The 25479-nt window shown below is 53.0% G+C and carries 21 protein-coding genes and 2 riboswitches; of the genes, 10 read left to right on the top strand and 11 right to left on the bottom strand.

What is annotated here, in order from left to right; genetic code table 11:
* Positions 1-10: 10 nt before the first annotated feature.
* Positions 11-1168, bottom strand: a complete 1158-nt coding sequence (locus PBOR_RS35135; protein ID WP_052429728.1) for a sensor histidine kinase — start codon at positions 1166-1168, stop codon at positions 11-13.
* Between the two features lie 191 nt (positions 1169-1359).
* Here PBOR_RS35135 and PBOR_RS32000 point away from each other — a divergent pair, with 191 nt between their 5' ends.
* From PBOR_RS32000 to PBOR_RS31975, 6 genes are all read left to right on the top strand, one after another.
* Positions 1360-2295, top strand: coding sequence for an ABC transporter ATP-binding protein (locus PBOR_RS32000; RefSeq protein ID WP_042218012.1), 936 nt, complete (start codon positions 1360-1362; stop codon positions 2293-2295).
* A gap of 18 nt (positions 2296-2313) precedes the next feature.
* Positions 2314-3480, top strand: coding sequence for an ABC transporter permease (locus tag PBOR_RS31995; RefSeq protein ID WP_042218011.1), 1167 nt, complete (start codon positions 2314-2316; stop codon positions 3478-3480).
* The gene (locus PBOR_RS31990) at positions 3473-4639 is read left to right on the top strand and encodes an ABC transporter permease (RefSeq protein WP_042218010.1); all 1167 of its coding nucleotides are present in this window, start codon (positions 3473-3475) and stop codon (positions 4637-4639) included. The genes PBOR_RS31995 and PBOR_RS31990 overlap by 8 nt, the downstream gene beginning before the upstream one ends.
* Positions 4640-4806: 167 nt before the next feature.
* Positions 4807-5937 (top strand): cation:proton antiporter, encoded by a 1131-nt coding sequence (locus PBOR_RS31985; RefSeq protein ID WP_042218008.1) that lies wholly within the window; start codon positions 4807-4809, stop codon positions 5935-5937.
* A gap of 272 nt (positions 5938-6209) precedes the next feature.
* Positions 6210-9227 carry an efflux RND transporter permease subunit gene (locus tag PBOR_RS31980; RefSeq protein ID WP_042218006.1) on the top strand — a complete coding sequence of 1006 codons (3018 nt, stop codon included), beginning with the start codon at positions 6210-6212 and terminating at the stop codon, positions 9225-9227.
* 769 nt (positions 9228-9996) lie between these two features.
* Positions 9997-10806 (top strand): hypothetical protein, encoded by an 810-nt coding sequence (locus PBOR_RS31975; RefSeq protein ID WP_042218004.1) that lies wholly within the window; start codon positions 9997-9999, stop codon positions 10804-10806.
* Positions 10807-11130: 324 nt separating this feature from the next.
* Here PBOR_RS31975 and PBOR_RS31970 read toward each other — a convergent pair whose 3' ends face one another.
* The 4 genes from PBOR_RS31970 to PBOR_RS31955 all read right to left on the bottom strand — a co-directional run bounded on the left by PBOR_RS31970 (position 11131) and on the right by PBOR_RS31955 (position 14343).
* Complete coding sequence (locus PBOR_RS31970) at positions 11131-11928, bottom strand: ABC transporter permease (RefSeq protein WP_042218003.1); 798 nt, start codon at positions 11926-11928, stop codon at positions 11131-11133.
* Between the two features lie 19 nt (positions 11929-11947).
* Complete coding sequence (locus PBOR_RS31965) at positions 11948-12757, bottom strand: ABC transporter permease (protein ID WP_245647961.1); 810 nt, start codon at positions 12755-12757, stop codon at positions 11948-11950.
* 15 nt (positions 12758-12772) lie between these two features.
* Positions 12773-13789, bottom strand: a complete 1017-nt coding sequence (locus tag PBOR_RS31960; protein ID WP_042218002.1) for an ABC transporter ATP-binding protein — start codon at positions 13787-13789, stop codon at positions 12773-12775.
* Between the two features lie 203 nt (positions 13790-13992).
* Complete coding sequence (locus tag PBOR_RS31955) at positions 13993-14343, bottom strand: hypothetical protein (RefSeq protein WP_042218001.1); 351 nt, start codon at positions 14341-14343, stop codon at positions 13993-13995.
* A 249-nt stretch (positions 14344-14592) separates the two neighbouring features.
* On the opposite strand from PBOR_RS31955, the gene PBOR_RS31950 reads away from it, so the two are divergent.
* Positions 14593-15366, top strand: a complete 774-nt coding sequence (locus tag PBOR_RS31950; RefSeq protein WP_157764180.1) for a helix-turn-helix transcriptional regulator — start codon at positions 14593-14595, stop codon at positions 15364-15366.
* Between the two features lie 97 nt (positions 15367-15463).
* Here PBOR_RS31950 and gcvPB read toward each other — a convergent pair whose 3' ends face one another.
* The 3 genes from gcvPB to gcvT are packed head-to-tail and all read right to left on the bottom strand — an operon-like array spanning position 15464 to position 19394.
* On the bottom strand, positions 15464-16924 hold the full coding sequence (gene gcvPB / locus PBOR_RS31945) for an aminomethyl-transferring glycine dehydrogenase subunit GcvPB (protein ID WP_042217998.1): 1461 nt from the start codon (positions 16922-16924) through the stop codon (positions 15464-15466).
* Entirely contained in the window at positions 16921-18273 is a 1353-nt protein-coding gene (gcvPA, locus tag PBOR_RS31940) for an aminomethyl-transferring glycine dehydrogenase subunit GcvPA (protein ID WP_042217997.1), read from the bottom strand. Before gcvPA ends, gcvPB begins: the two co-directional genes overlap by 4 nt.
* Complete coding sequence (gcvT, locus tag PBOR_RS31935) at positions 18273-19394, bottom strand: glycine cleavage system aminomethyltransferase GcvT (RefSeq protein WP_042217996.1); 1122 nt, start codon at positions 19392-19394, stop codon at positions 18273-18275. The genes gcvPA and gcvT overlap by 1 nt, the downstream gene beginning before the upstream one ends.
* Positions 19395-19475: 81 nt before the next feature.
* A riboswitch (glycine riboswitch) is annotated at positions 19476-19575 on the bottom strand.
* A 3-nt stretch (positions 19576-19578) separates the two neighbouring features.
* Positions 19579-19675, bottom strand: a riboswitch (glycine riboswitch).
* A gap of 184 nt (positions 19676-19859) precedes the next feature.
* Here gcvT and gcvH point away from each other — a divergent pair.
* Positions 19860-20252: a glycine cleavage system protein GcvH gene (gene gcvH, locus PBOR_RS31930; RefSeq protein WP_042217995.1), complete on the top strand. Its 393-nt coding sequence runs from the start codon at positions 19860-19862 to the stop codon at positions 20250-20252.
* Positions 20253-20385: 133 nt separating this feature from the next.
* On the opposite strand, the gene PBOR_RS31925 is transcribed toward gcvH, so the two are convergent.
* The 3 genes from PBOR_RS31925 to PBOR_RS31915 all read right to left on the bottom strand — a co-directional run bounded on the left by PBOR_RS31925 (position 20386) and on the right by PBOR_RS31915 (position 22775).
* Positions 20386-21018, bottom strand: a complete 633-nt coding sequence (locus PBOR_RS31925; protein ID WP_042217994.1) for a hypothetical protein — start codon at positions 21016-21018, stop codon at positions 20386-20388.
* A gap of 84 nt (positions 21019-21102) precedes the next feature.
* Positions 21103-21990, bottom strand: a complete 888-nt coding sequence (locus tag PBOR_RS31920; RefSeq protein WP_042217992.1) for a flagellar motor protein MotB — start codon at positions 21988-21990, stop codon at positions 21103-21105.
* Positions 21987-22775 (bottom strand): flagellar motor protein, encoded by a 789-nt coding sequence (locus tag PBOR_RS31915; protein ID WP_042217991.1) that lies wholly within the window; start codon positions 22773-22775, stop codon positions 21987-21989. Before PBOR_RS31915 ends, PBOR_RS31920 begins: the two co-directional genes overlap by 4 nt.
* A gap of 181 nt (positions 22776-22956) precedes the next feature.
* Here PBOR_RS31915 and uvrB point away from each other — a divergent pair, with 181 nt between their 5' ends.
* Positions 22957-24948, top strand: a complete 1992-nt coding sequence (gene uvrB, locus PBOR_RS31910; RefSeq protein WP_042217990.1) for an excinuclease ABC subunit UvrB — start codon at positions 22957-22959, stop codon at positions 24946-24948.
* Complete coding sequence (locus tag PBOR_RS37875; RefSeq protein ID WP_218918871.1) at positions 24938-25159, top strand: hypothetical protein; 222 nt, start codon at positions 24938-24940, stop codon at positions 25157-25159. Before uvrB ends, PBOR_RS37875 begins: the two co-directional genes overlap by 11 nt.
* The last annotated feature ends 320 nt before the right edge of the window (positions 25160-25479 follow it).

The raw sequence follows: 25479 nt of genomic DNA, 5'->3' as shown, positions 1-25479 counted from the left end.
CCCATTTCATCTAGAAGCTCTCACCTTGCCTGTACACAGGCAACCGGGTAATAACTGTGAACTGCGGCAGAGGCCGCAGCTCTAAGGCTCCGCCGATCAGGACGGTACGTTCCAACATACCTGTTAGCCCCATCCCTCCGCCGCTTTGCAGTTTATGCAAAGCCGCTTCTTCGGGCTGCCTGCCGTTATTTCCTGCCTCCATCATGACCTCGTGGTCCCTATATGATAAGGTAATCCAGACAAAGTCCGCCTTGCCGTGCCGCAGCGCGTTGGTGATGGCTTCCCGGGCATTTTTGTAGAGCACGACCTGAATGCTCGGATAGAGCGGATAGGGTATTCCGTGAACCGTATAAGAGGTGGTGACACCGGTGTCACGGCCAACCTCCTCCAGCAGCCGGTCGAGCGCATAGGCTCCTTCGAGCTGCGGTGTGTAGTTAATCCGCTGTAGCGCAGCCCGCATATCGTCCATGCTGGCCGAGAGCTGGTCACGGATCTGATTCATCATTTGCAGTCCTGTTTCGGGAGCGGCGGGCAGCGTATGGATGGCAGCTTCTGTCATCATTTTGACCCGGATCAGCCGGTGTCCGATATCATCATGCAACTGGCGCGCGATCCGGACCCGTTCTTCCGCTTGCGCGGCGACCTCTACCTGCGAGGTGAACTGGAGCAGCCGGGAGCGGGCTTCTTCGAGCTCGAAATGTTTCTTGCGCAGCTCATCGTAAAGGAACAAGGTATCTGCGCGGCCGCGTCCTGTACGGATCAGCAGTACATTCAGCGCGGCAGCCAGCAGAAAGGTGAGATTCATGAACGCCTGCACAGCAGGGGCAGCACTCCTAAAGGCAGCATTCAGCAGCAGCAGGTGGATGCAGAAGAAGGCGATGGCCGTGTGCTTGTGCTGAAGCCGGGAATAGGACAATACCGCCGACAGGGCCGGGAAAATCATCAGCGTGCTGTAATGGTAACATAGCCAGGCTGTAACGATTAGCTCAAGGCCTCCGGTAAGCAGAGAAATAGGCTTCGGCAGCTTTGTGCCCAGCGTGGCAATTAAGAGCAGCAGGAGGAAATGCAGAGTGAACTTTTCATAGTCGGCGTATTCATAGACATAGATAGATAGTACTGCAGGAATGATAATGAGACCGTAACGCAGCATATTCAGTTCTCTGGTCAAATAAGGTCATCCTTTTTGTCAGTAAAGTATCCTTCAATAACTTCTCAGCTATCTCCATCTTAGCATAAGAGCGCCATCGTTCAGGAGATGACTTTGGTCACCTCTAAAATGATGACCTTCTGTACCTCCGGCCGTACTCCCGCTGCGCTACAATGAGCATATGAGAACTAAGGGAACAGGAGCGATGGCAAATGGCACTTGTGGTTTTAAACGATGTAGTCAAACGGTATGACAGCAAACTGATTGTGGATCATGTGAATTTCAGCATACAGGAAGGTGAAATCTTCGGCTTGCTTGGTCCGAACGGTGCCGGGAAAAGTACGACAATCAGCATGATTTGCGGACTGCTTAAGGCCGACAGCGGCGAGATTAACATCGACGGACTGTCCGCGAAGGAGAAACCGCTGGAGGTCAAGAAGCGCATTGGGCTTGTTCCCCAGGAGCTGGCCTTATACGAAAATATGTCGGCGACAGATAACATAAGCTTCTTCGGGAAACTGTATGGCCTGCGCGGCAAGCTGCTGAAGGAACGGATTCAGGAGGCGCTGGAGTTCACAGGCCTCAGTGACCGGGCCAAGGATAAACCGTCCACCTTCTCGGGAGGAATGAAGCGGCGCCTCAATATTGCCTGTGCCATCATGCACCGGCCGCGCCTGATCATTATGGATGAGCCGACGGTCGGCATCGATCCGCAGTCCCGCAATCACATTCTCGAATCGGTCAAAACACTGAATAAGCTGGGTTCAACGATTGTTTATACCAGCCACTATATGGAGGAGGTAGCAGCGGTCTGTGACCGGGTGGCCATTATGGATAAGGGCCATATTATAGCCTGCGGCACAGAAAGCGAGCTGCGCGAACGGGTAGCCCATGAGGAGAAAATAGTGGTGAAAGCGGCGAATATTACTCCCGCTCTAATTAACGAGCTTCGCCAGCATCCGCGGATCAGCCGGGTGGAAGTTGTGCAGGATGCTGTAGAGATGTATCTGCCTTCTTCACAAAGTGAGCTGCAGGATATTCTGTTTATTTTCGCCAAGCATGAAGGGGTGATCGCTTCCCTTAACATAGAAGAGCCGGATCTGGAGACGTTATTCCTCAGTCTGACCGGTCGGACATTGCGGGATTAGAGGGAGGAGGACAGCAATATGAACACCTGGAATATTATGATTCATGAACTGCGCAGATTGTTCCGCTCACGTTCGATGCTGCTTAATATGTTTCTGCTGCCGCTGGTGCTGATCTTTCTTCTGGGTGCTTCGCTCTCCGGGGTGGTAGGTGTGAAGGAAGGCGATGAGATAGAGCCTGTGAGGGTAGCAATTGTGAATTCTACAGACGGAGGAGCAGAGGCTTCTGCAATGGTTACCGCTTTTCTGGAGGCTCCGGAAGTTAAGGATGTAATCATCGCCCAAAAGGCAGAGAGCAGGGAGGCGGCTGAAAGCGGGCTGCGCACAGGCAAATATGCTTATGCGGTTATTGTTCCTTCAGATTTTGACAGCGAGGTGCAGCGCGGAGAGAGCGCTCAGCTGGAGTTCATTCTGGGCAAGAATCATACCGATAATCTGGTGGCGGGAACGGCTTTTGATAATTTTCTCAATACGCTTAATTACAAGCAGTCGGCAGCGGTTACGCTTGGGCCGGAAGCCCTTGCAGTTACTCCGGTATCAGCTGAGACAGAAGCAGTGGTGCTGGGTGATCTCAACAATGGCGGTAAAACCTATACGGCCTCCCAGTTCTACGCTGCTTCCATGCTGATGATGTTTCTCCTGTACAGCGGGCTGACAGTAACGGGGTCTCTCTTCAGTGAAAAGGAAAACCATACCCTCTTCCGGATCAATTCGATGCCCGTAAAGAGCTCAGAGCTATTCATCGGCAAAATGCTAGGGGTAGGCCTGGTCAGTATTCTTCAGTGTCTGGCCATTATTCTGCTGTCCGACTGGCTGTTCGGGGTCTATTGGGGCAACCGTCCGGGACTGCTGCTGCTGTTCTGTCTGCTGATGATTATCGCTTCCATGACATTGTCCATAGTGTTCTGCCTGTTCAGCAAGACAGCGACAAGTGCAACGAATATTATTAATGTCCTGACCGTAGTGATGACCTTTGCCAGTGGCGGCATGGCTCCACTTCCGGATTCCTGGGTGAACAGCATCGGTGCATTCACAGTCAACCACTGGGCGCAGCAGGCCATTATCCGCATGATGCTGCATTCCGGCCTGAAGCAGATTCTGCCGAACTTATGGGTGATGTGTCTGATTTGTGCGGTTCTGTTGTGCGTAATGACTGTCTCATACCGGAAGGTGGGCTATCATGAATAAAATAATAACCATTGCCTGGAATATGATCCGGCGAAGCATTGGCTCTGTCAAAGGGATACTGATATTTATTCTGCTGCCCAGTGTTGTGGTTGCAGGGATCATTTCGCTTACCGGAGGCGTTGTAGATGGTCCGGCAACCGTATTGTATGCCAATATGGATACAGGTGCAGCCGGAAAGCACCTGCTTGCCGAACTGGAGAAGACCGGTGATTACAAGTTCGAGCCGCGCAGTGATGAGGCGGCATTAAAGGAAGCGACGATTGGCCAGGAGGGTACGGCAGGACTGTGGATTCCGGCAGAATATTCAGCCGCGCTGATTGCAGGTCAGCAGCCGCAGATTAGTATCTATGAGCTCCGGGCAAGTGAAAGCTCGATTGTCCTTAAGATGAAGGTCAATACCATCGCCGGAAACATGGCTGAAGCTGCGCATGCCGTTGCTGCGCTAAGCGGCGGCGCAGCCGCAGCAGATCAGCAGGCACAGTTCACCGCTGTGCTGGAGCAGGCGGAGCAGCATAATGTGGGGAGTACACGTACGGACTATGATTTATATCCGCGGGAGACACTGGGTGTAATCACGGGTCTGACACTGATGTTCCTGATGGCGCTGGTAACTAGCTCCGTCTCCCTGATAACTGATGACCGCAGAGGGCGCACGATGATGCGGATGTTCAGCGCTCCGGTCCGTTCTTACGAGATTGCGCTCGGGAATTTTCTCGGCAGCTTCCTCGTGGGGATCATTCAGATCGTTGTGGTGCTCTCGCTTGGGAAATGGGTGCTGCGCTACGATTATGAGATGCCGATGTTTCTCTACTTCCTGGTTCTGGCCGCATTCATGCTGGTATCCATGGGAATTGCCAGTTCGGTAGCGGGGCTGATCCGTAATCCCCGCAATGCCGGTATGCTCAATGCACTTATTCTTACACCGACCTGCATGCTCGGCGGCTGCTTCTGGCCGATCTCCATCATGCCGGATTATATGCAGAAGGCGGCTAATTTCACGCCGCAGAAATGGGCTATCCAGGCGGTAGATATCGCCGCAACCGGCGGCGGCTGGAACGAGCTGTGGCTGCCTTTTGCGATATTAGGTCTGATGGCCGCAGTCCTGCTGACGATTGGTTCAACCATTCTCCGTCCGAATGAAGCTGGGATCAGTTCTTGAGCTCATACATGCGCGGCGGTTTACAGCCATTATCATTAAAGCTATACTAGAGATAATAGTTTGAACCGAACTGAATATTTATGTGTTTTTAGGAGGAGCCTGTCACCAAGGGCTCCTCTTTGTCTTTTTTAGGGACCCAATACAGAGTAAAGGGAGTAGAATGCATCATGGAATTCATCTTATATTTGCTGCTGATTCTGTTATTCACCAAACTGGCGGGGGAACTGTCCGTGAGGCTGGGGCAGCCTGCTGTTCTCGGCAAGCTGATTGTTGGTATACTGCTGGGACCGGCGGTGCTGGGCTGGGTGCAGGATGGGGAGTTTATTCATTACATGTCGGAGATTGGTGTGCTGCTGCTGATGTTCATCGCCGGACTGGAGACGGACCTCGACCAGCTGCGCAAGAACTGGAAGTCTGCCTTTGCGGTAGCGGTTGGCGGTATTATCCTGCCTTTTGCGGGCGGATATGCCATCGGGGAATGGTTCGGCTTCGCGTATCATAACGCGCTGTTCCTGGGGGTGATTCTGAGCGCTACTTCAGTCAGTATCTCCGTTCAGGTGCTCAAGGAGATGAACCGGCTGAATACGCCGGAAGGCTCCACAATTCTGGGTGCGGCGGTTGTCGACGATATTCTTGTAGTAGTTCTGCTCGCGGTGCTGATGAGCTTCTTTGGTACGGGCGATGATATTTCGATAAGTCTGCTGATCGGTAAAAAACTGCTGTTCTTCGCCGTTGCCGTCCTCGCCGGCTGGCTGGTTGTCCCCCGGGCGATGCGCTGGCTGGCTCCGCTGCGGGTGACCGAAGCGACGATCACGGCAGCGCTGGTGATTCTGTTCGGATATGCTTATTTCGCTGAAATGATGGGGATGGCCGGGATTATCGGCGCGTTTGCCGCCGGGATTGCTATTGCGCAGACCTCCTTCAAGCATGTAGTGGAATCCAAAGTGGAGCCGATTGCTTACTCGCTGTTTGTGCCGGTCTTTTTTGTCAGCATCGGTCTCAGTGTCAGCTTTGAGGGCCTCGGCAGCCAGATCGGATTCATGGTGGTGTTGTCGCTGGTCGCCATTCTGGCTAAGCTGCTTGGCGGCGGAATCGGCGCACGCCTTACCGGCTTCAATACCCGCTCGTCACTGGTGATTGGTACGGGAATGATCTCCAGAGGCGAGGTCGCCCTGATCATTGCAGCCACGGGCTTAGAGAGCGGGCTGCTGCTGCCGCAATATTTCACCGGCGTTATCATTGCCGTAATTATCACCACATTGGTGACACCGCCGCTGCTTAAGGTTGCATTCCGGTAGTAGTAGCTCTATAAAATATCCGGGTTTCAGGCTGTCCTCTACAGGGCAGCTTTTTTGTGTTCGTTTGAAATCGCCAGATGGGATGCCGCTCCTGCATGGATGTACCTCTGGAAGGAGGAGCGACCCGCCTTAAGACCGAGAGTGAAACCCTCCGCCGGACCGTTTTGACATCAGTCAAAAGCTTCTACACTTAAGCAAGAATCTGCGGCTCATACATAAGTGAACAGACATACAGTGTTCGATACTTTTGAAGGATGGAAGGGGTAAAAGAAATGACATGGCTCGCGAAATGGTCGTTTGGCAATAAGGGGGCAGTCGGGCTGCTGGTGGTTATGGCACTTGTAGTCGGAATCCTGAGTTATACCACGCTGCCGATGGAATTCATGCCGGAGGCGGATAATCCTCAGGTAACTGTTGCAGTTCTGGGACCCGGCCAGGATGCGCACGCGATGGAGACGCAAGTGACGAAGCCGATTGAGGCTGCGACCTCACTGGTGAAAGGCAAGACAGAGCAGATGTCCACTTCCGCTGACGGCTATGCCAAGGTAGATATTTATTTTGACGGCAAAACCAATATGAAGGAAGCGGCACAGGAGGTTGAGAAGGCAGTAAATGCCCTGCAGTTTCCGCAAGGCGTGATGGACCCGTTCATCATTCAGCTGAATACTTCGATGATCCCTGTGTCTCAGGTGACTGTAGCGTTCGATGAAGGGCTCACCAAGGAGAACCTGGAGATTGCCGAGAACAAGATCCTGCCCGAAATGCAGAAAATTGATGGTGTGGCGAGCGTAGCCCTCTACGGCAAAACGTCTCCGCAGGTCCGGGTGAGGCTTGATCCGGCAGCAATGGCGGCGAAAGGCGTAAGCACGGCGCAGGTGATGGGACTGCTTCAGGGCCGCAGCGTATCGGCATCTGTAGGCGAGCAGACGATTGGCGGCCAGACGGGCAACGTGAACGTGGTTTCGTCCATTGAGAGTGTCGATACGCTTAAGAAGCTGCCGGTGACAGCGGGAGTCACACTGGGTGATATTGCTGCTGTCGAGCCCAAGCTGGACCAGGAAAGCGTCAGCCGCTCGAACGGCAAGGATGTGCTGTTCCTCATCATCACCAAAGAAGCAAGTGCCAACGCGGTGGATGTGGGCGACAAGGTGCGCAGTACAGCAGAGGAGCTTAGCTCCAGCGTCAAAAATGCCGAGGTATCCATGATCTTCAGCACTTCGGATATGGTTGTAACATCGGTGAACAGCATGCTGCGTGAGGTGCTGCTCGGTGCTTTGTTTGCTACGATTGTGATCCTGATCTTCCTGCGCAACGTCCGGGCAACGCTGATTACGGCGATTTCCATTCCGCTATCACTGGCGGTTACCTTGTATCTGCTGAAGGTATCCGGCATAACGCTTAATATAGTCACACTGGGCGGTGTAGCGGTTGCGGTTGGACGGCTGGTCGATGACAGCATCGTGGTCATTGAGAACATTTACCGGCGGATGCAAAAAGAGAGCTTGTCCCGTGAGATGGTAGTCAGCGCAACCGGGGAGGTTGCCCGGGCAATAACTACCTCCACGATTGCAACGGTAGCAGTATTCCTGCCGATGGGTCTGCTGCGCGGCGGGCTGCAAGCCTTCCTGCTGCCGTTTGCCCTGACGGTCACTTACTCACTGCTGACCTCGCTTATAGTTGCGTTAACAGTAGTACCGCTACTCAGCTCCTGGCTGCTGAAGGGCTCCTCCTTGAAGGAGCATGAGCCTTCCCGCAAATTCAGCCGCTTCCTGGAATGGAATCTGCAGCGGAAGTGGGTTACGTTATCCCTCGGACTGCTGTTGCTTGTAGGTTCCATTGGCGCCTATGTCGTTATGCCCAAAGGTGCACTGGATGCTACAGATGCCAGCACGGTAACCGTTCAGCTGGTCTATCCGAATAATGTTCCGGTCTCAGAGGTGCTGGAGAACGGCAAGCAGCTGGAAGCTGAGCTGATGAAGCAGCCGCAGGCAGAAATCGTCATTATGCAATCCGGCAACAGCGCGGACTCGGCACAGTGGGGCAGTGTGGTGTCGCTGACCCAAGTGGATTATACCGTCATGATGAAGGAAGAGGCCGATGCGCAGGTATTCATGGACCATATCCGCAGCCTGCAGTCTTCTTATGACGGAGCTACGTTGACTGTGGGGGCAGCCAGTATGATGGGCGCAAGCTCAACCAGTGAATACATTGATATTGTGGGCGAAGATCTTCAGGCCATCAATACGGTTGCCAAGGAAGTGGCTGCCAAAGTAAAAACGATCGAAGGCGTAGGGAAGGTAGCCAGTAACATGGAGGATACCAAGCCGGTATTTGCCTTCAAGGTAGATCCGGCTGTCGCAAATGCCCAGGAAATCTCCATGCAGCTTAGTGCGATGCTCAATCCGGTTCCGCTGGGTCAGATCGGGCTGGATGGCTCCCCTGCTGCAGTAGTGCTGGAGCCAGTGGTCCAGCCTGCATCGCAGCAGGATCTGCAGAAGATCACCATCATGACTTCTGCAGGTCCGCAGCTGCTGTCACAAGTGGCAGAGCTTACGGTCACCGACCAGCCGGCAATGCTGTATCATAAAGACGGCAAGCCATATGTACGGATTACCGCAGAAGCAGATCCGAAGCGGGTCTCGGAGATCGGCGCGGATATTAAAACAGAGACTGACAGCATTACCTTGCCAGAGGGAGTAACCCTGTTAGCCGGTGGTGCCTCGGCCGATCAGGCCGGAGATTTCAGCGACCTGGGCATGACCGCGTTGATCTCGATCGGACTGGTATACCTGATCATGGTATTGACCTTCAAGACACTGCGCGCGCCTCTGGCGATCATGTTCTCCCTGCCGCTTGCGGCGATAGGAGCCATCGTAGCCCTGCTGATCTCGGGTATCACCCCTGACTTTACCGCATTATTCGGGGCACTGATGCTCATCGGTATTGTGGTTACCAATGCGATCGTGCTGATCGACCGCATTAAGCATAATGAGGAGCAGATGACAGTCCGCGAAGCCATTCTAGAAGCAGCGGGCACGCGGATGCGGCCGATTCTGATGACGGCCATCGCTACCGTCTGCGCCATGCTGCCGCTGCTGTTCGGGCAAGCCGAGCAGGGCAGCATCGTCTCGCAGAGTCTGGCCATTGTAGTTATGGGCGGTCTGACGGCGGCAACCCTGTTAACTCTGATCGTAGTTCCGGCAATCTATGAGCTGCTCTATTTCCGCAAATCATCCAAAGAACGCAAGAAGGCTGCCGCAGCGCCGGCTTCGGCTGAGCTGCCCGGCTAAATACGGGATGAGGCTTTGGGAAGAAGAGAGCGAGATGGAAGAGAGGATAGCAACAGCACAGCTGGAAGTAGTAATTTAGGAGCAGGAATAAGAACCGCTATGAGCGGAATAAGTGCAGTCATGAGAGCAATGCGGGATTGTCCGCACTGCTCTTCGCTGTCTGCCGGGGCAGTGGAGTCTTCCTCGTCAGTTTCTTCTATAACCAAACCGCACTTACGACTATAACCAAACAAGCGGACGGTTGATCGCCAGCGGGGTGGGACATGGGAAATCGTTCAATTTCTCATACCTGATGCATTGCTGGCAGGGTTGAGAATCTCAAGCTCACACCATGTAGGCAAAAATGTTGTACGTTTTACAACTTTGACTTAAGGATACCCGTGTGTTTAGGAAGATTGTTGTATGAAATGCAAGAATTGTTTGGCTAAGCCGCCTAGATGAAGAGGAATGTTGTGTTTTGTACAACAATTTTGGATTATGGCTGTTTTGATGAGGGAATTGTTGTATTTTGGGCAGGATTTTTGCGAAATGCGATATTAGCAGCCGGGCACTCTGCTTGAATTGCAGGTTGTCTGCTACGAGACCCTCACTTAAGCTCAAACTAACTAAGTACTAACTGTAATTGATACAACTAAACCGGGCTATTATTGCGCATGAGGAGTATAGAGATAGTAGTTACTATTTTTTAATGAGTAGAAGACAAGATTTAAATTTGTGAGAGGGTATATAAATATATAATTGGAAGTACTTGTGATGTTACACAGAGAGGGTGAGTTCAATCAGATCTAAAGCAACAACGCTGGCAGCGGGCGCGATCCTGTCATTCGGTCTGCTGCTGGGATGCAACAACCAAGAAGCTCCCGACACAGCTGCTCCAACGGCAGCAGTAACTCCGTCTGCTTCTGCTATACCTTCTGCACCTGCACCTTCGGATTTATCTGCCCCAACGGCAACAGCAGCGATTCCGGCAAGTACTGGGGGGATAACCAGCCAGTTCCCCCTGGAGGGTCTGGCCAGCTCAGTGCAGATTGACTCCGTTAATGATAAGGGGACCATCCGGGCGAGAGCAGCTACGGAGCGGGGTGAGCTGCTGATGATCTCCAGCGGTCCGGAAGAGCGGGGGCATCTGAATGTCTCCAGCAATGACGGTGTGGAAGGTGATCAGACCTATCAGGCGGATTACTCCATCGTCTACAGGGAGAATAATCAAGATCAGGAGTTATGGACTCTGCCTGCTTTCTTATTCGTGCAGCCTTCAGACCGTATCCTGGAGTTCGATAAGATCAGTTTCAAGGATGCAGATGTATATCTGCTTACTCCCCAGTATAAATCGGGGCATGGTCTGGTAGCTTATGCTTTCGCCATCAACAAGCTGAGCGGAGAGGCATTCCCGCTATTCTTCGCACAGGAGGATACCTCCTCACAGGTCAACCTTGTCTATTCCGAATTGCAGCCGGCACCTGCCAACGACAATGAACGCTTGATTGTGTACCCGCCGGTTGGCGCTGGTGGCGATCCCGAACTGGAGCCGCATGTATACGAATTAGATCTGGACAAGCGGCGTTTTGTTGCACAGTAGGCAAAGTGGAAAATACTATCAGTATGCACAAAGAAACCTCCCTATTGAACCGGTTGCTAGCACTTCCAGTACACCAAAAAGGAGGTTTCTTCTTTTGTTCTTTTAATGTTGTAAACCCGATTCCCGCTTAAACAGCGGAGCGGACGGAACGATTGTGGAAAAGCGGCAGCGGTCGCCTTTGTGTCCGGATTTTTACCGATAAGGTAAAATCAAAAAAATCTGGACACAACAGCGATTGGAACAACGTTCCGTTTGCGGAGCGTCCATCAATGAACTACCACTGATCCTACTCCAAAAATAGACTTTTTATAACTTAACGGACGTTCAATTCCCCGTACTCTCATACTTAGACAATCCATACCGGAAGATACCATAAGCCGCAGCCGCACTTCCTATTGCCGCAACAGGGGCGAGCAGCCACCAGCCGGACCATCCGCTTTTGCCGAAAATATAGGTTGCCGGATAAAAGCTGATGAACGCATAGGGCAGCACAGTAGAAATAAAGATGCGGATCGCCTGAGGGAACAGGGTAATCGGATATTTGGCCAGATCGGACAGGTTATGCACCATCAGCGGGAAGGCATTTCCCGCATTGCGGATCCAGAAGGCGGCGGAATTCCCGGCGAGGTTGATCGATACCCGGATGATGACCGCAGTAATAAACAGCAGGATCAGAATGGCGGCTTTGCCCGGCGTCCAGTGAATCGGGCTATGCACCAGCGACTGCCAGACGATCACTCCGCCAATCAGCAGATTGCCGAGTCCGTTAATACCGATCCCTGTACAGAACACCTGAAGGACAACGGGCACAGGCCGCAGTAAATAACGGTCCAGCTCACCCATGTTGACCAGCCGCCCGAGCCGCCAGGTCCCTTCGAAGAACAAGGAGCCGATGCCCTCTGTCAGGAAGATCATAGCGTACATAAACGTAACTTCCCAGAACCTCCAGCCGTTAATATCCGGAATCCGGTCATAGATTACCCAGAGGAAGACAAACCCCAGAATCTGCGTCAAGGCGGCAGAACACATCAAAATATAGAAGTCCTTATTATATTCCAAAATCGCTTTTAGCTGCTGCACATACAGCCGCTTGTACAGGTAGAGCATTTGGGACATTTTCATTCTGCGGCCTCCTCCAGCCTTAGCCTCCATGGATAGTTACCTGGCGTACCGCCCAGTTCCACATTGCCCTGCCGGCAATCCAGAGTGCTGCCCCCCAGAAAAGTTGGATACCGATCAGCCGCAGACTCTCCCCGGTATCCGCCTGCTGCAGAAAGATCATCGATGGCGTATGAATGATAGCCTGGAAGGGCAGCAGCAGAGCCAGCTTTTCCAGCCAGTCCGGGAAGAAGGCGAGGGGCACCAAAGCTCCGGACAGGAGATTGGTCAATGCTATCCGTGTCCAGACGATGCCCATCGATCCGGTGGACCAGAAGCATAAAAGTGCCGCAAGATAGACAACGCCGAATTTCACCACGATTGCACCGAGCAGACTGACTACGAACAAAATATAGACAGGGAGCGAACCCGGAAAGGTGACTCCGGTCAGGAAGGTGGCGAACAGGATCAGCAGCACCGTACTCATGCCGCCTTCGAGCAGGCTCGAACCCAAGGTTTCGGCGAACCTTGCGGTCTGGAAATCAATCGGCTTCAGCAGGTCCACAGCGACGCTGCCGTCCAGGATTTTGCCGGAAATAGCGGATTCCGAATACCAGGACAACACGGAGTTGGCCAGGAAGGTAACCAGCAGATAGGTTTTCATCTGGTCCCAGGAATAGCCGCCTACCACCTCCCGCCCGCTGTAAATGCCCTGCCACAGAAAGTAGATGGCCAGCAGATTGATAGAGTTCGCCAGAAAGGTAATGATGTAAGAAATCCGGTAGGCCAAAACCTTTTGCAGGGAGCGGTTCGCGATACTTCTGTACATTTTAAACTGGGCAGCCGTCATCATCGTGTATAAGCCTCCTTATTTCCCGGTTCCGTTCAGATCCAGATTGCCGTCATAGACGGCCTTGATGACCTGCTCAATATTAGTATCTTCCATCCGGAAGTCGACCACTTCGCCATATCTCATCACCCGGCCCACCACTTCACTGGCGGTATATTCGTACCGGTCAAAAGAGACCGAGAATTCCTGCGCGCTCTGCTGCGCAAGCTTCATTCCGGGTGTCTGCGCGAGCTGCGCGTATAACTCCGGCATCGGGGATCCGACCTGAAAGAAGATGACACGGTTTTTGGCAAAACGGGCCTTGACCTCGCTCAGGCTGCCGTCATAAATAATCGCCCCGTGGTCGATGATAATCAGCCTTTTGCACAGATCCTCAATATCCCCCAGATCATGGGTGGTCAGCATGACCGTAGTGTTCTGTTCCTGGTTGATCTGTTTGATGAACTCGCGGATTTTCTGTTTCACGGATACATCGAGGCCGATGGTCGGCTCATCCAGATACAGAATCGGCGGATTATGCAGCAGGGCTGCGGCCAGATCGGCACGCATGCGCTGACCCAGGGAGAGCTTCCGGGCTGAGAGATGTATGAACTCGCTCATCCCCAGCATTTCAATGAACAGCTCCATATTCGTCTTGTAGACAGCGTCGGGAATCTGATAAATATCCTTCAGCAGCGAGAAAGACTCGACAATCGGGATATCCCACCACAGCTGGGTACGCTGGCCGAACACGGCGCCAATCTGGGCGGCATTGTCCATTCTTTTTTTGTACGGATTGATACCGTTTACAGAAACAGTGCCGGCTGAAGGCATGAGGATTCCGGTCAGCATCTTAATCGTGGTCGATTTGCCTGCACCGTTCGGGCCCACGTAGGCTACCGTCTCGCCAGCTTCTACACTCAGATCCAGCGGCTTCACCGCCACCTTCTCAATATGCCGGGGGAGGAACACGTGTTTAACCGCCCCCTTAAGGCCCGGCTCCTTCACAGCCTGCATAAAGGACTTGCTCAGCCCTCTGGCTTCAATAATACTCAAGGCTAACCCTCCTGTAATTCACTTTGAAAGCGTGTTCGTATTTTCGCAGCAGATGAAATTTGTGAATCCCAATCTATGTAAAAGACGTATGAATAAATATATCACCGCGGCAATGTCGAAAACTATCATAATCCATCGAATGAATATATTTATTTAGATTATTATGGCGAATGATGCTGCAAAAAAGCGGCTACCCTGGTTAACTAGACTAACCGGGATTTGCCGCTTCGTTCGAGAATGGCTTTGAGGAGTAACCCTATTAACAGTGGCAGCACCAGCTGAACTTCCACTCTCCAGTCTACAGCGTAAAGGTCTACAAGGTTGATCTGCTTCAATAGAACATAGACCACGTTGTACATCAGGAAGGAGCAGCTGACGGTGAGCAGGGGGATTAGGGCCAGATGGCTTTTGGAGCGGAGCAGCCGGTAACCCAAGAAGAGCAATAGTGTATGGCTTATCATGATCGCCAGTGCATAATTACTGCCGAAGCGCATGAATGATACCAAGGCGGTCGCCAGATTCAAAGCTGCCGAGATATAGCCGATGCGAAGCAAAGTAGAACCTCCTTGCTGAAACGGTACTATCTTTATTAAAGGACAGCAGGGCCGTTTCCACTTGTAATGTTTGATTGCAGATTTCTCTATTTTATAGCGCTTGCAGGTTCATTTACAGGTCCAATGCTGAATGTTCTATATTCGGTGATTGTATGTTATAATACTTTCTTTTAAAATCGGTTATATAATAATTGGTAAAAATGGAGGTGGATCGTCCTGAGAATCTTTGAACAATCTAGAGCCTGGAGTGTGCCCGGAGATTTGGAAGCACAGCAGCTTGAAGCTTTCCGGCCGCTTGATGCAGAGCAAATCGAATTAAATAGCGGGCAGTCCGGGGTTTCTTATCCAGAAGAATCCAAAGAGCATATCTATCATAGAGCCATGATATCTTCCATCCGCAGTGAAATGAATAAATTAAGCCAGCTGCTCTCCATTCCTTATGTCGTATTTCTGACGGACAGGGCGGGAACCATTCTGGAGCTGGTTTGTTCTTCTCCGGTGACCCGGGAAGAGATGGATCAGGCGGAGCTGCGTCCGGGGGTCAGCTTATCCAGGCAGCGCTCGGGAATGAATGCTGTATCCTTGGCTATGGAGATGAATCGCATCGGCGTAGTGAGAGGGGCGGAACATTCCGACCAGACCTTCCAGAATTGGAACTGTGTATGTGCTCCGCTGCAGGACGATGATACTGTCTATGGATATGTGGACATTTCTTTTAATAGAGGAGAACCGATTGAATTCGCCATTCCGTTCGTGCAGCAGATTGCCGAGAATGTTATGGAGAAGTGGATGGAGAAGAACCCGGAGATGCAGCAGTACCGGCTGGAAGCCACTCTACAGGATTATAAGCTGACGGCGCGGGAGCAGGATGTAGCAAGGCTGTGGTTACTCGAGAAAAGCGCGCTGCACATCGGGAGTGATCTGGGCATCAGTGAAGGTACGGTGCGCAACATGCTGAAGAGTATCTACAGCAAAATGCGGGTGAATGACCGCTTTCAATTCGTCAAAAGGCTTACGCCATAGACGGCGCGCTGAGCCCATATATACATAAGAATAGCCGGGCAGGGATACTAGCGTATCGCTTGCCCGGCTATTTATATGCAGCTTATTTCCGGAGTACTTAGCCGCAGGAGCAGTTCAGTACCGGCTTCCGCGCGGCCTGGGTCTCATCCAGACGGCTGATCTCTGTGGTATGCGGTGCATTAATCACGACCTCAGGTGTCTCCTGCGCTTCCTTAACAATCTGAATCATCGTCTCAATGAAGCCGTCGAGGGTTTCCTTGCTTTCGGTTTCGGTCGGTTCAATCATCATGCATTCCTCTACAGTCAGTGGGAAGTACACAGTCGGCGGATGGTAGCCGAAGTCGAGCAGCCGTTTGGCCACATCCAGCGTGCGCACGCCGTATTGCTTCAGATTTCTGCCGGACATGACGAATTCATGCTTGCAGATGCCCGGGAACGGAATTTCGAAATAAGGCGCCAGCCGGTGCATCATATAGTTGGCGTTCAGCACAGCGTTCTCGGATACCTCGCGCAGCCCGTCCGGACCGTAGGTGCGGATATAAGCGTAAGCGCGGACGAGAATACCGAAGTTGCCATAGAAAGCTTTGACGCGGCCGATAGACTCCGGTCCGCCCGAGTCGAGCGAGAAGCTGCCGTCTTCGTTCTGCACCACCGACGGCTGCGGCAGGAACGGGATCAGCTTCGCCTTCACGCCGACCGGTCCGGCTCCCGGACCGCCGCCGCCGTGCGGAGTACTCATCGTCTTGTGCAGGTTGAGATGGACCACATCGAAGCCCATATCGCCCGGGCGGGTGATGCCCATGATGGCGTTGGAGTTCGCTCCGTCATAATAGAGCAGTCCGCCGGCTTCATGGACAATTGCAGCGATCTCTGCGATCTGCGTCTCGAACAGTCCGAGTGTACTCGGGTTCGTGAGCATCAGCGCGGCGGTGTCGCTGCCGACAGCGGCCTTCAGTGCTTCAAGGTCGACCATTCCCTTATCATTGGAAGGGATGGTGACGGTGTCGAGTCCGGCTGCAGCGGCGCTGGCCGGGTTGGTACCGTGCGAGGAATCCGGCACGATGACCTTAGTGCGGACTTCGCCGCGGCTCTCATGGTAGGCGCGGATCATCATAAGGCCGGTCCATTCGCCATGGGCACCGGCGGCAGGCTGCAGGGAGACGGCATCCATGCCGGTCAGTCCGGCGAGATCCTTTTGCAGTGTATACATCAGTTCAAGTGCACCCTGGATGCTCTCTTCCGGCTGGTACGGATGGATCTTGGAGAGGCCGGTGAAGCGGGCGACATCTTCATTGATCTTCGGATTATATTTCATCGTGCAGGAGCCTAGCGGATAGAAGCCGTTATCGACCCCGAAGTTACGCCGGGACAAGGCAGTATAATGGCGGATAACATCCACTTCGGATACTTCCGGCAGTACTACCGCCTCGCTGCGGAGCAAGCCTTCGGGAATCAGTGAGCTGATGCTCTCTTCCTGCGGCACATCACATAGAGGCAATGAGTAAGCCGAGCGGCCGGGACGGCTTAATTCAAAGATCAGGGTTTGTTCCGGTTTCATATACAGCCCTCCAGTGCAGTGGCGAATTCGTCAATTTCGGTTTTGCTTCTTTTCTCAGTCACGGCAACCAGCATATGTCCGGCCAGCTCTGGATAATCACGGCCCAGATCATAGCCGCCCAGATAACCTTCCTTCAGCAGCTTGGAGTTCACTTCGCTGACACTGCTGCCTTCCGGGAGCTTCAGGACAAATTCATTGAAGAACGGGGCGGTGAAGACGCGCTCTGCACCGGTGATTTCAGCCAGCCGTCCGGCAGCATAATGGCTCTTGCGGATGTTCAGCTCGCCAACCTCACGCATGCCCTCCTTGCCCATGACGGACAAGTAGACGGAAGCGCATAACGCCAGCAGCGCCTGGTTGGAGCAGATGTTCGAAGTCGCCTTCTCGCGGCGGATATGCTGCTCGCGCGCCTGCAGGGTCAAGACGAAGCCGCGCTTGCCGTTACGGTCAACGGTCTGGCCGACGATCCGGCCCGGCATGCGGCGCATCAGCGGTTCAGCAACCGCGAAGAATCCGCAGGTTGGTCCACCAAGCGATGCGGAGATACCTAGCGGCTGCGCATCACCGACTACAATGTCAGCGCCTAGCTTGCCCGGCGTTTCCAGAACGCCGAGTGCAATGGGGTTCGCGCTGACAACAAGGAGGCCTTTGACCGCATGGATCAGCGGCTCAATCTGGCGCAGATCCTCAATGCCGCCGAAGAAGTTGGGCGACTGAACCAGAACGGCAGCAGTATCGGCATCAATGGCCTCAGCCAGCTTGGCAAGATCGGTAACCCCGTCCTTATAATCGATTTCCACGATTTGCAGGCCCCAGGCATTGGCGGAAGTGCGCAGTACCTGGCGGGCTTCCGGGTGAACTGTACGGGAGACAATCAGCTTCTTGCGTTTGGTGGCGCCTGCGGCAAGCACGGCTGCTTCGGAGAAGGCCGTTGCGCCGTCATACATACTGGCATTAGCGACCTTCATGCCGGTCAGCTCACAGATATAGGACTGGAATTCGAAGATTGCCTGAAGCTCTCCCTGGCTGATTTCCGGCTGATAAGGGGTGTAGGCGGTATAGAATTCCGAACGGGAAATAATATGGTTAATGACAACCGGAATGTGGTGATCATAGAGTCCGGCACCGAGGAAGCTGGCGTGGGTATCAAAGTCGGCATTTTTGTCAGCCAGACCCTTCATATGGCGCAGCAGCGCATATTCGTCCAGCGGACCGGACATTGGCATCGTTCCCTGGTAGCGGACAGACTGCGGGATATCTGCGAACAGCTCATCGATAGATTGAATTCCTACAGTTTCCATCATCTCTGCGCGGTCTTGCTCCGTCATAGGCAGATAGCGGTGCTTCATTACGGCTTCACTCCTTGGCTCTTTTTGTAGAACGGTGCTTTGATCACGGCAGCCTTCAGCTGCTTGCCGCGGATCTCCACATACACCTCTGTGCCGATTTCAGTATAGGCAGCATCCAGCAGGGCAAGTCCGAGATTCCGTTTCAGCGTTGGGGATTGGGTGCCGGTTGTGACTTCACCGATCTTCACACCGTCTGCATATACAGGATAATGGGAGCGGGGAATCCCGCGGTCGATCATTTCAAGTCCTACCAGGCGGCGCGGCAGGCCGGCTTCCTTCTGCTTCAGCAGGGCATCACGGCCGATGAAATCCGCTTTGTCCAGCTTCACGAAGAACTGGACACCCGCTTCGAGCGGGGTAATATCCGCCGAGAGCTCCTGGCCGTACAGCGGCAGCTTGGCTTCGAAGCGAAGCGTGTCGCGTGCGCCGAGTCCGGCTGGAGTCAGGCCATGCGGTGCGCCTGCGGCTAGCAGACCGTTCCAGAGTGCAGCCGCTGTGTGGGCGGGGGCGTACAGCTCGAAGCCGTCCTCACCGGTATAGCCGGTGCGGGAGAGCAGTACAGATACGCCGCAGACCTCGGCGTGTTCGATGAAGTGGAAGGGCTTCAGCTCTGCGAGCGGGGCAGAGGTCACTTCGGCCAGAATCGTCTCAGCCAGCGGACCCTGCAGCGCGAGCAGCAGCGTCTCATCCGAGACATTCTTCAGGCTGACACCGCTGAATTCAGCGGTGAGATGCTCCTGCAGCCACTGGAAGTCCTTGTCGATATTGGATGCGTTCACGACGAGCATGTAGCGTTCATGGCCCAGGCGGTACACCAGCAGATCGTCAACCACTCCGCCGCCCGGATAGAGCATCAGGGTATACTGCGCCGCGCCGTCTGCAAGGCGGCTGACATCATTGGTGGTCATCTGCTGCAGGAAGGCTTCAGCGCCGTTTCCGTCAACCATGAATTCCCCCATATGCGATACATCGAACAGTCCGGCCTGCTGGCGGACCGCTTCATGCTCCTTAACGATGCCTGTAAACTGCACCGGCAGCTCCCAGCCGCCGAAATCAATGCATCTGGACTCCGCATAAGCGGCATAGAGATCATAAAAAGGCGTTCTTCTCAAAGACTCCATCTTGTCACTCCCTTGGTCTGATTACATGAGAAAAAGGACAGGCGAAAGCCATTATGCACGAGTCGCATAAATTGACTTTCGCTCTGTCCTTTGTACCTGAGAGTTACCCTGCTATCCTGCCCGCAGGTTTCCCCGTTGGTGATCCGTTTCCTGCATTGCAGGCTGTGGATGCTCTCCAGAGATGCGTCCGGCAAAGGTCCTTTTGCCTGAGAGATTCACCCATCCCGGGCTTACTCCTTCGGCGCTGTCCCCTGAGGGTCAGTCTCTCCCTATGCCATCATTCGCAAACGATATGTTTTTCTACTGACTCCATTAAACCGGGTTTACAAGCACGCTGTCAATCAAAAAACGTCAAAAAGATGACAAATTTAATTTTCCTGTCAGTTATATTGACATTAGGCAAGGTCATAACTTAGGCTATAACTAAATTTAGAACTCCAAATGTGGAAAAGAGGCGGCTTGGAAATGAGTGAAGTGTTGGACAACCTGCTATACAGCGAAGAGCATGAATGGGCACAGCAGGGTGAAGGACGCGTAGTACGTGTGGGGATTACGGATCATGCGCAGCATTTATTGGGCGACATCGTGTTTGTAGAGTTTCCGGAAGTCGGTGCAGCCATTTCCGCAGGCGACAGCGTAGGCAGCATTGAGTCCGTTAAGACAGTGTCAGAGCTGTACTCGCCGGTATCCGGCAAGGTTACCAAGATCAACGACGCACTCGAATCCAGCCCGGAACTGATCAACGACCAGCCTTACGGCGGGGGATGGATTTTTGAGCTGGAGCTAGATGTTGAGTTCGCGGATGCAGTGTCGGGCCTGCTGGATGCGGCTGCTTATAAGGAATTGGTTGGGGAATAGTTTCAAGCGTTTATGTACTCGGATTTTAGAATAAATGGTTTAACTGGATGTACTAACCGGCTAAAAACGGCAGGCTTCTCTTGTTACATTAGATGTCACTAATGTGAGAGGTCTGTCTTTTTGTCTTTACGTATCATTCCGGAAAGCTAAGCAGCCCCGGATAAATGCTGGGAGCCAAGTGCCAAAGGGCGGGCAATAGAGCCAGGCCAGCAACGGCAAAGATAAGGCACAGCAATAGAAACCGGTATCTTTTTCTGGGACGGGCATTGGGTTTGAGCACGAAGTAATACACACCAGCCGAATAAAACGGGAAAAGCACCACGGCAGACATACCCATACAAACCAGAAATGTGGATTCTCCGGCGGAGGAAGGGATCATGGCTTCCGGGTTATAGACCGGATTAATCTGCAGGAAGAGGATAACAAACGTCAAGTAAGCAAAGAGCAGAAGGAGCGGGAAGCAGCGGATACGTCCATCCTCGGACAACCCGTACAGCATCCACCAGACCCCGAGCCAAGGCAAGGCAAAGGCTGCGCCGGCCATGAGGAAGTCAATGCCTATATACATTAGTTTATCGGGTGGATAAACATGAGCCAAGTCCCCCCAGAAGTAATTGGAGGAGAAGAACATCATGAATACAGATAATAAACCAATGAAGAAGGTAATTATTCCCTGAGCAAAAACAATCATGATCAGCGAAACCAGCTGCCGCAGAAAATAGAGAAAACGGGTGGCATCCGGTGTCGTTCCGTTTGTAGTCTGCATAGCGTTCAATCTCCTTATATTAGCAAATGGTTGCCGTGCCTTCTCATCTGCTGATCTCTGAGCTGATTCGCTTGCGGATACGTGTTATTCTTCCTCCTGAAGCTGCCGCAGGACAATAAGTTCGACCCGGCGGTTCTTTTGCCGTCCTTCAACGGTAGCGTTATTGTAGGCAGGTCTGGTATCCGCGTAGCCGGCATATTGGAAAGTATCGGGGCTAAGCCCCTCGTTATCCAGGAAGAAGCGCAGGACGGACAATGCCCGGGCGCCGGATAGCTCCCAGTTATCTGTGTAATCTGAAGCGGCGGTTACCGGAACATTGTCGGTATGTCCCTCGATGCTGATCGTGGCACCGATTCCGCGGAACAGGCCGGATAGCTGGCGCAGTGCCGGGAAGGCAGGCGATTTCAGTTCAGCTTTGCCGGCATCGAACAGGAACCGGTCGCTAAGCGTGATGGCAATGCCCTGCGGTTTATCCGCCACAAAGATCTGCTCTCCAAGGTTGTTATCCTCCACGTATTTGGTGATTACACCCATCAGCGCGGCCAGTTTGGCCTCCTGCTCACGAAAAGCGAGCTCACGCGCCGAAGGCTGGTGTTCGGCAGTCTCCCCGTTTTGCCCGGAGGGATCCGTGCCCGTTCCGTTTGAACCATTCCCATTCCCATTGCCGCCGGAAGACAGACCGCCATCAGCGCTGCCGCCAGCTTCTTGTTCATTCGAGACTGCTGCTCCGGTGTTCCCCTGATTACCATCCAGCACTCCATTTCCGCCTTCAAGCACAGAAGGACCGCTCTTAAAGGTATCAGACAGTGACCCGGTAACGATCGCGTATTTTTGCGTATCCAGACTGCTCATGGCATACAGGATGATGAAAAAAATGAGCAGAAGTGTAATCAGATCCGCATAGGTAATCATCCAGCGGTCCCGGTTCTCCTTACCTCCACTACGCCCCTGGCGGCGGTTTCTTTGTCTCATAGCGGGTCTCCCGGGTTGTTATTGCTGCTGCGTCTCGGGGAGATATCGGGAATAAAGGCAGTCAGTTTTTTGCGAACCAGGTGTGGATGATCCCCATTCTGCAGGGACAGGATACCGACAAGCAACATCTCCATACTGCCCAGTTCGCTTTGGCTGCGGGATTTGATTTTGGAGGCGATGGGTAAAAATATAAGATTAGCACTGGCTACGCCATAGAGCGTTGCTGTAAAAGCTACGGCGATCGAGGCCCCCAGATTAGAAGGGTCCGTCAGATTGCTGAGTACCCGTATCAATCCCATTACGGTGCCGATGATGCCCATAGTGGGAGCATAGCCGCCGGCGGCTTCGAAGATTTTGGCATAGCCTTCATACTTCAGTTCCTTGGCGTCCATCTCCAGCTCTAGGATTTGCCGGACCTGATCCGGATCGTTGCCGTCGACAATAAGGAAGAGCCCTTCGCGGGTAAAAGTATCGGGATGCTCCTCCGCTCTCTTCTCCAGTGCGAGCACCCCCCCGCGCCGAGTAATTGCAGCCATGGAGATCAGCTCTTCGGCTTTCTCCTGAGTGGTGTCGGGATGCCTGCCGAATGCCAGGCGCAGAGCGGCCGGTACGCTGCGTAATCTGGAGGCCGGAAAACTGATGAGTACAGCGGCAAGCGTGCCTCCAAATACGATTAGCGCGGCATTCAGCTGCAGCAGTCCGGATAGGCTCCCGCCCTCCCAGAGAAAGCCGCCGATCATTGCGGCAATGCCTGCCAGCAGGCCGATAATTGAAGTGATATCCATAAGTTCAGGCTCCTTAAATTTCTATATATTATGGTTTGCATCAATCTGGGCAACGCTGTATAATAAACGGGAACGTGTATTCCTATCTTCCATATTTTTCAGTACGGTATGGATAGGCAACCATTAGGGCTACAATTATAATATATTCATATATTTTAGACGATAGAGGGGAGACGGGCAAATGAGTGATATTGTCGTCAGTACAAAGACATTTGAACTGGAGTCCGAGTATACACCCCAGGGCGATCAGCCTCATGCCATAGAAGAATTATTGGACGGCATCCGGCAGGGCAAGAAGCACCAGACGCTGCTGGGAGCGACAGGTACAGGTAAGACCTTTACCATCGCACAAGTGATTTCCAAACTGAACCGCCCGACGCTGGTTATAGCGCACAACAAGACGCTTGCTGCGCAGCTGGCGAGTGAGTTCAAAGAGTTTTTTCCGAACAATTCCGTTGACTACTTCGTCAGTTACTACGATTACTACCAGCCTGAGGCGTACATTCCTTCCTCCGATACCTTCATAGAGAAAGATTCCAGCATAAATGAAGAAATTGATAAGCTCCGCCACTCTGCCACCAGTTCGTTGTTTGAACGGCGTGACGTTATTATTGTTGCGAGTGTGTCCTGCATTTACGGCCTCGGTTCGCCGCAGGAATATGGAAGCATGCTTTTGACACTGCGGGTAGGGATGGAGAAGCCGCGCAATCAGATTCTCAGCCGGCTCGTGGATATCCAGTACCAGCGCAATGATATTAACTTCGTACGCGGGACGTTCCGGGTGCGCGGTGATGTAGTCGAGATCTTCCCGGCTTCACAGGGGGAGCATGCGATCCGTGTGGAGCTGTTCGGAGATGAGATAGAGCGCATTACCGAGATTGATGTTCTCACTGGAGAGCTGATTGGTGAGCGCGATCATATAGCGATCTTCCCGGCTTCGCACTTTGTTACCCAGGAAGAAACAATGCGTGTAGCTATTATCAACATTGAGCGGGAGCTTGAGGAACGGCTGGCCGTGCTTCGTGATGCGGGCAAGCTGCTGGAAGCCCAGCGCCTGGAGCAGCGGACCCGTTATGATATTGAGATGATGAAGGAAGTGGGCTTCTGCTCCGGTATCGAGAACTATTCCGGACCGCTCACCTTCCGTGAGCCGGGAGCGACTCCATATACCTTAATGGATTACTTCCCGGATGATATGCTGATTGTTATTGATGAGTCCCATGCAACGCTGCCGCAGATCCGGGCTATGTACAATGGTGACCGTGCGCGTAAGACCGTGCTGGTGGAGCATGGCTTCCGCCTCCCGTCCGCGCTGGATAACCGTCCGCTGCAGTTCGAGGAATTCGAAGAGAAAGTGAACCAGATTGTATATGTTTCAGCTACACCGGGACCTTACGAGATGGAGCACTGCGATACTATGGTGCAGCAGATTATCCGTCCTACCGGCCTGCTTGATCCGATTATTGAAGTACGCCCTACAGAGGGGCAGATCGATGATCTGATCAGTGAAATCCGTGACCGTGTAGAACGTGATGAACGTGTACTCGTTACAACACTTACGAAGAAGATGTCCGAGGACCTGACCGATTACTTCAAGGAAATCGGGATTAAGGTGCGGTACATGCACTCCGATATCAAGACGTTGGAGCGGATGGCCATCCTGCGTGATCTCCGGCTCGGTACGTTCCATGTACTGGTGGGTATTAACTTATTAAGAGAGGGTCTTGACCTGCCGGAGGTCTCCCTTGTCGCCATCCTCGATGCCGATAAGGAAGGCTTCCTCCGCTCCGAGCGTTCGCTCATTCAGACGATCGGCCGGGCGGCCCGTAACTCTGATGGACGTGTCATTCTGTACGGCGACCGTATTACGGATTCCATGGAGAAGGCGATGAGCGAAACCCAGCGCCGCCGTGAAATTCAGATTGCCCATAATGAGAAGCACGGCATCACCCCTACGACAATCAACAAGAAAGTGCGTGACATCATCGAGGCCACCAAAGTGGCCGAGTCGAAGGCCGATTACCTCACCGGTGTTGGCGGCAAGCTAAGCAAGAAAGACAAGCAGAGCCTGATGCAGCGTCTGGAGGCCGAGATGAAGGACGCGGCCAAGAACCTGCAATTCGAACGCGCCGCCGAGCTGCGCGATGCTTTACTCGAACTGCGTGCAGAGTAAGCTGGCCCCGCCAGCATTTACACTTAATAATCACGGAACGGCGCTTCACTGGCCGTTCTTTTTGAAGATAGATTGCCCTTCGCGCATCCCGCAGGGACAGCTGCACTTACGCACTTCGCGTATCCCGCAGGGACAGCCTGCAGTTAAGCCCTTCGCGCATCCCGACGGGACAGCGTTACCGGCAAGCAGCAGCGAGCCGTATCTGCTCTAAGCCCTGCTCTAAGCCGTATCCTGCTCTAGCAGTATAGCGGTCCCGTAGGGACTAGCGCTCCCATTGCCCCAGTAGCCAATTCCATCCTAGTCCTAACTCCTTCCGCCAAGCTTGCGGGTGTCCAGAGGGTGCAACCCTTGGGGCCCTCCCTTGGAAGGGAGGGTTTGGGAGGGATCGAAAATATTTTGAACTGGTTTTGAATTTGAATTTTTGAATTTGAATTTTTGAATTAGAATTTTGATTTAGAATTTTTGTATTTGAACTTTTGTTTTGAACTATTGAAATAAAAATATAAAAACTAGCTTTTGAAATAGTTTTTT

Source organism: Paenibacillus borealis (assembly GCF_000758665.1).
GTDB lineage: Bacteria > Bacillota > Bacilli > Paenibacillales > Paenibacillaceae > Paenibacillus_AQ > Paenibacillus_AQ borealis.
This window is presented reverse-complemented; position numbering and strand designations above follow the sequence as displayed.

What these genes read in the sequence shown, in the direction of transcription:
- PBOR_RS31965 (WP_245647961.1), bottom strand. Translation starts at nt 12,757, where the DNA reads ATGATGACGGCTGCCCAGTTTAAAATGTACAGAAGTATCGCGAACCGC.
- uvrB (WP_042217990.1), top strand. Translation starts at nt 22,957, where the DNA reads ATGAGTGATATTGTCGTCAGTACAAAGACATTTGAACTGGAGTCCGAG.
- gcvPB (WP_042217998.1), bottom strand. Translation starts at nt 16,924, where the DNA reads ATGAAACCGGAACAAACCCTGATCTTTGAATTAAGCCGTCCCGGCCGC.
- PBOR_RS31990 (WP_042218010.1), top strand. Translation starts at nt 3,473, where the DNA reads ATGAATAAAATAATAACCATTGCCTGGAATATGATCCGGCGAAGCATT.
- PBOR_RS31915 (WP_042217991.1), bottom strand. Translation starts at nt 22,775, where the DNA reads ATGGATATCACTTCAATTATCGGCCTGCTGGCAGGCATTGCCGCAATG.
- PBOR_RS31985 (WP_042218008.1), top strand. Translation starts at nt 4,807, where the DNA reads ATGGAATTCATCTTATATTTGCTGCTGATTCTGTTATTCACCAAACTG.
- PBOR_RS31980 (WP_042218006.1), top strand. Translation starts at nt 6,210, where the DNA reads ATGACATGGCTCGCGAAATGGTCGTTTGGCAATAAGGGGGCAGTCGGG.
- PBOR_RS31995 (WP_042218011.1), top strand. Translation starts at nt 2,314, where the DNA reads ATGAACACCTGGAATATTATGATTCATGAACTGCGCAGATTGTTCCGC.
- gcvPA (WP_042217997.1), bottom strand. Translation starts at nt 18,273, where the DNA reads ATGAAGCACCGCTATCTGCCTATGACGGAGCAAGACCGCGCAGAGATG.
- PBOR_RS31970 (WP_042218003.1), bottom strand. Translation starts at nt 11,928, where the DNA reads ATGAAAATGTCCCAAATGCTCTACCTGTACAAGCGGCTGTATGTGCAG.
- PBOR_RS32000 (WP_042218012.1), top strand. Translation starts at nt 1,360, where the DNA reads ATGGCACTTGTGGTTTTAAACGATGTAGTCAAACGGTATGACAGCAAA.
- gcvT (WP_042217996.1), bottom strand. Translation starts at nt 19,394, where the DNA reads ATGGAGTCTTTGAGAAGAACGCCTTTTTATGATCTCTATGCCGCTTAT.
- PBOR_RS31920 (WP_042217992.1), bottom strand. Translation starts at nt 21,990, where the DNA reads ATGAGACAAAGAAACCGCCGCCAGGGGCGTAGTGGAGGTAAGGAGAAC.
- gcvH (WP_042217995.1), top strand. Translation starts at nt 19,860, where the DNA reads ATGAGTGAAGTGTTGGACAACCTGCTATACAGCGAAGAGCATGAATGG.
- PBOR_RS31925 (WP_042217994.1), bottom strand. Translation starts at nt 21,018, where the DNA reads ATGCAGACTACAAACGGAACGACACCGGATGCCACCCGTTTTCTCTAT.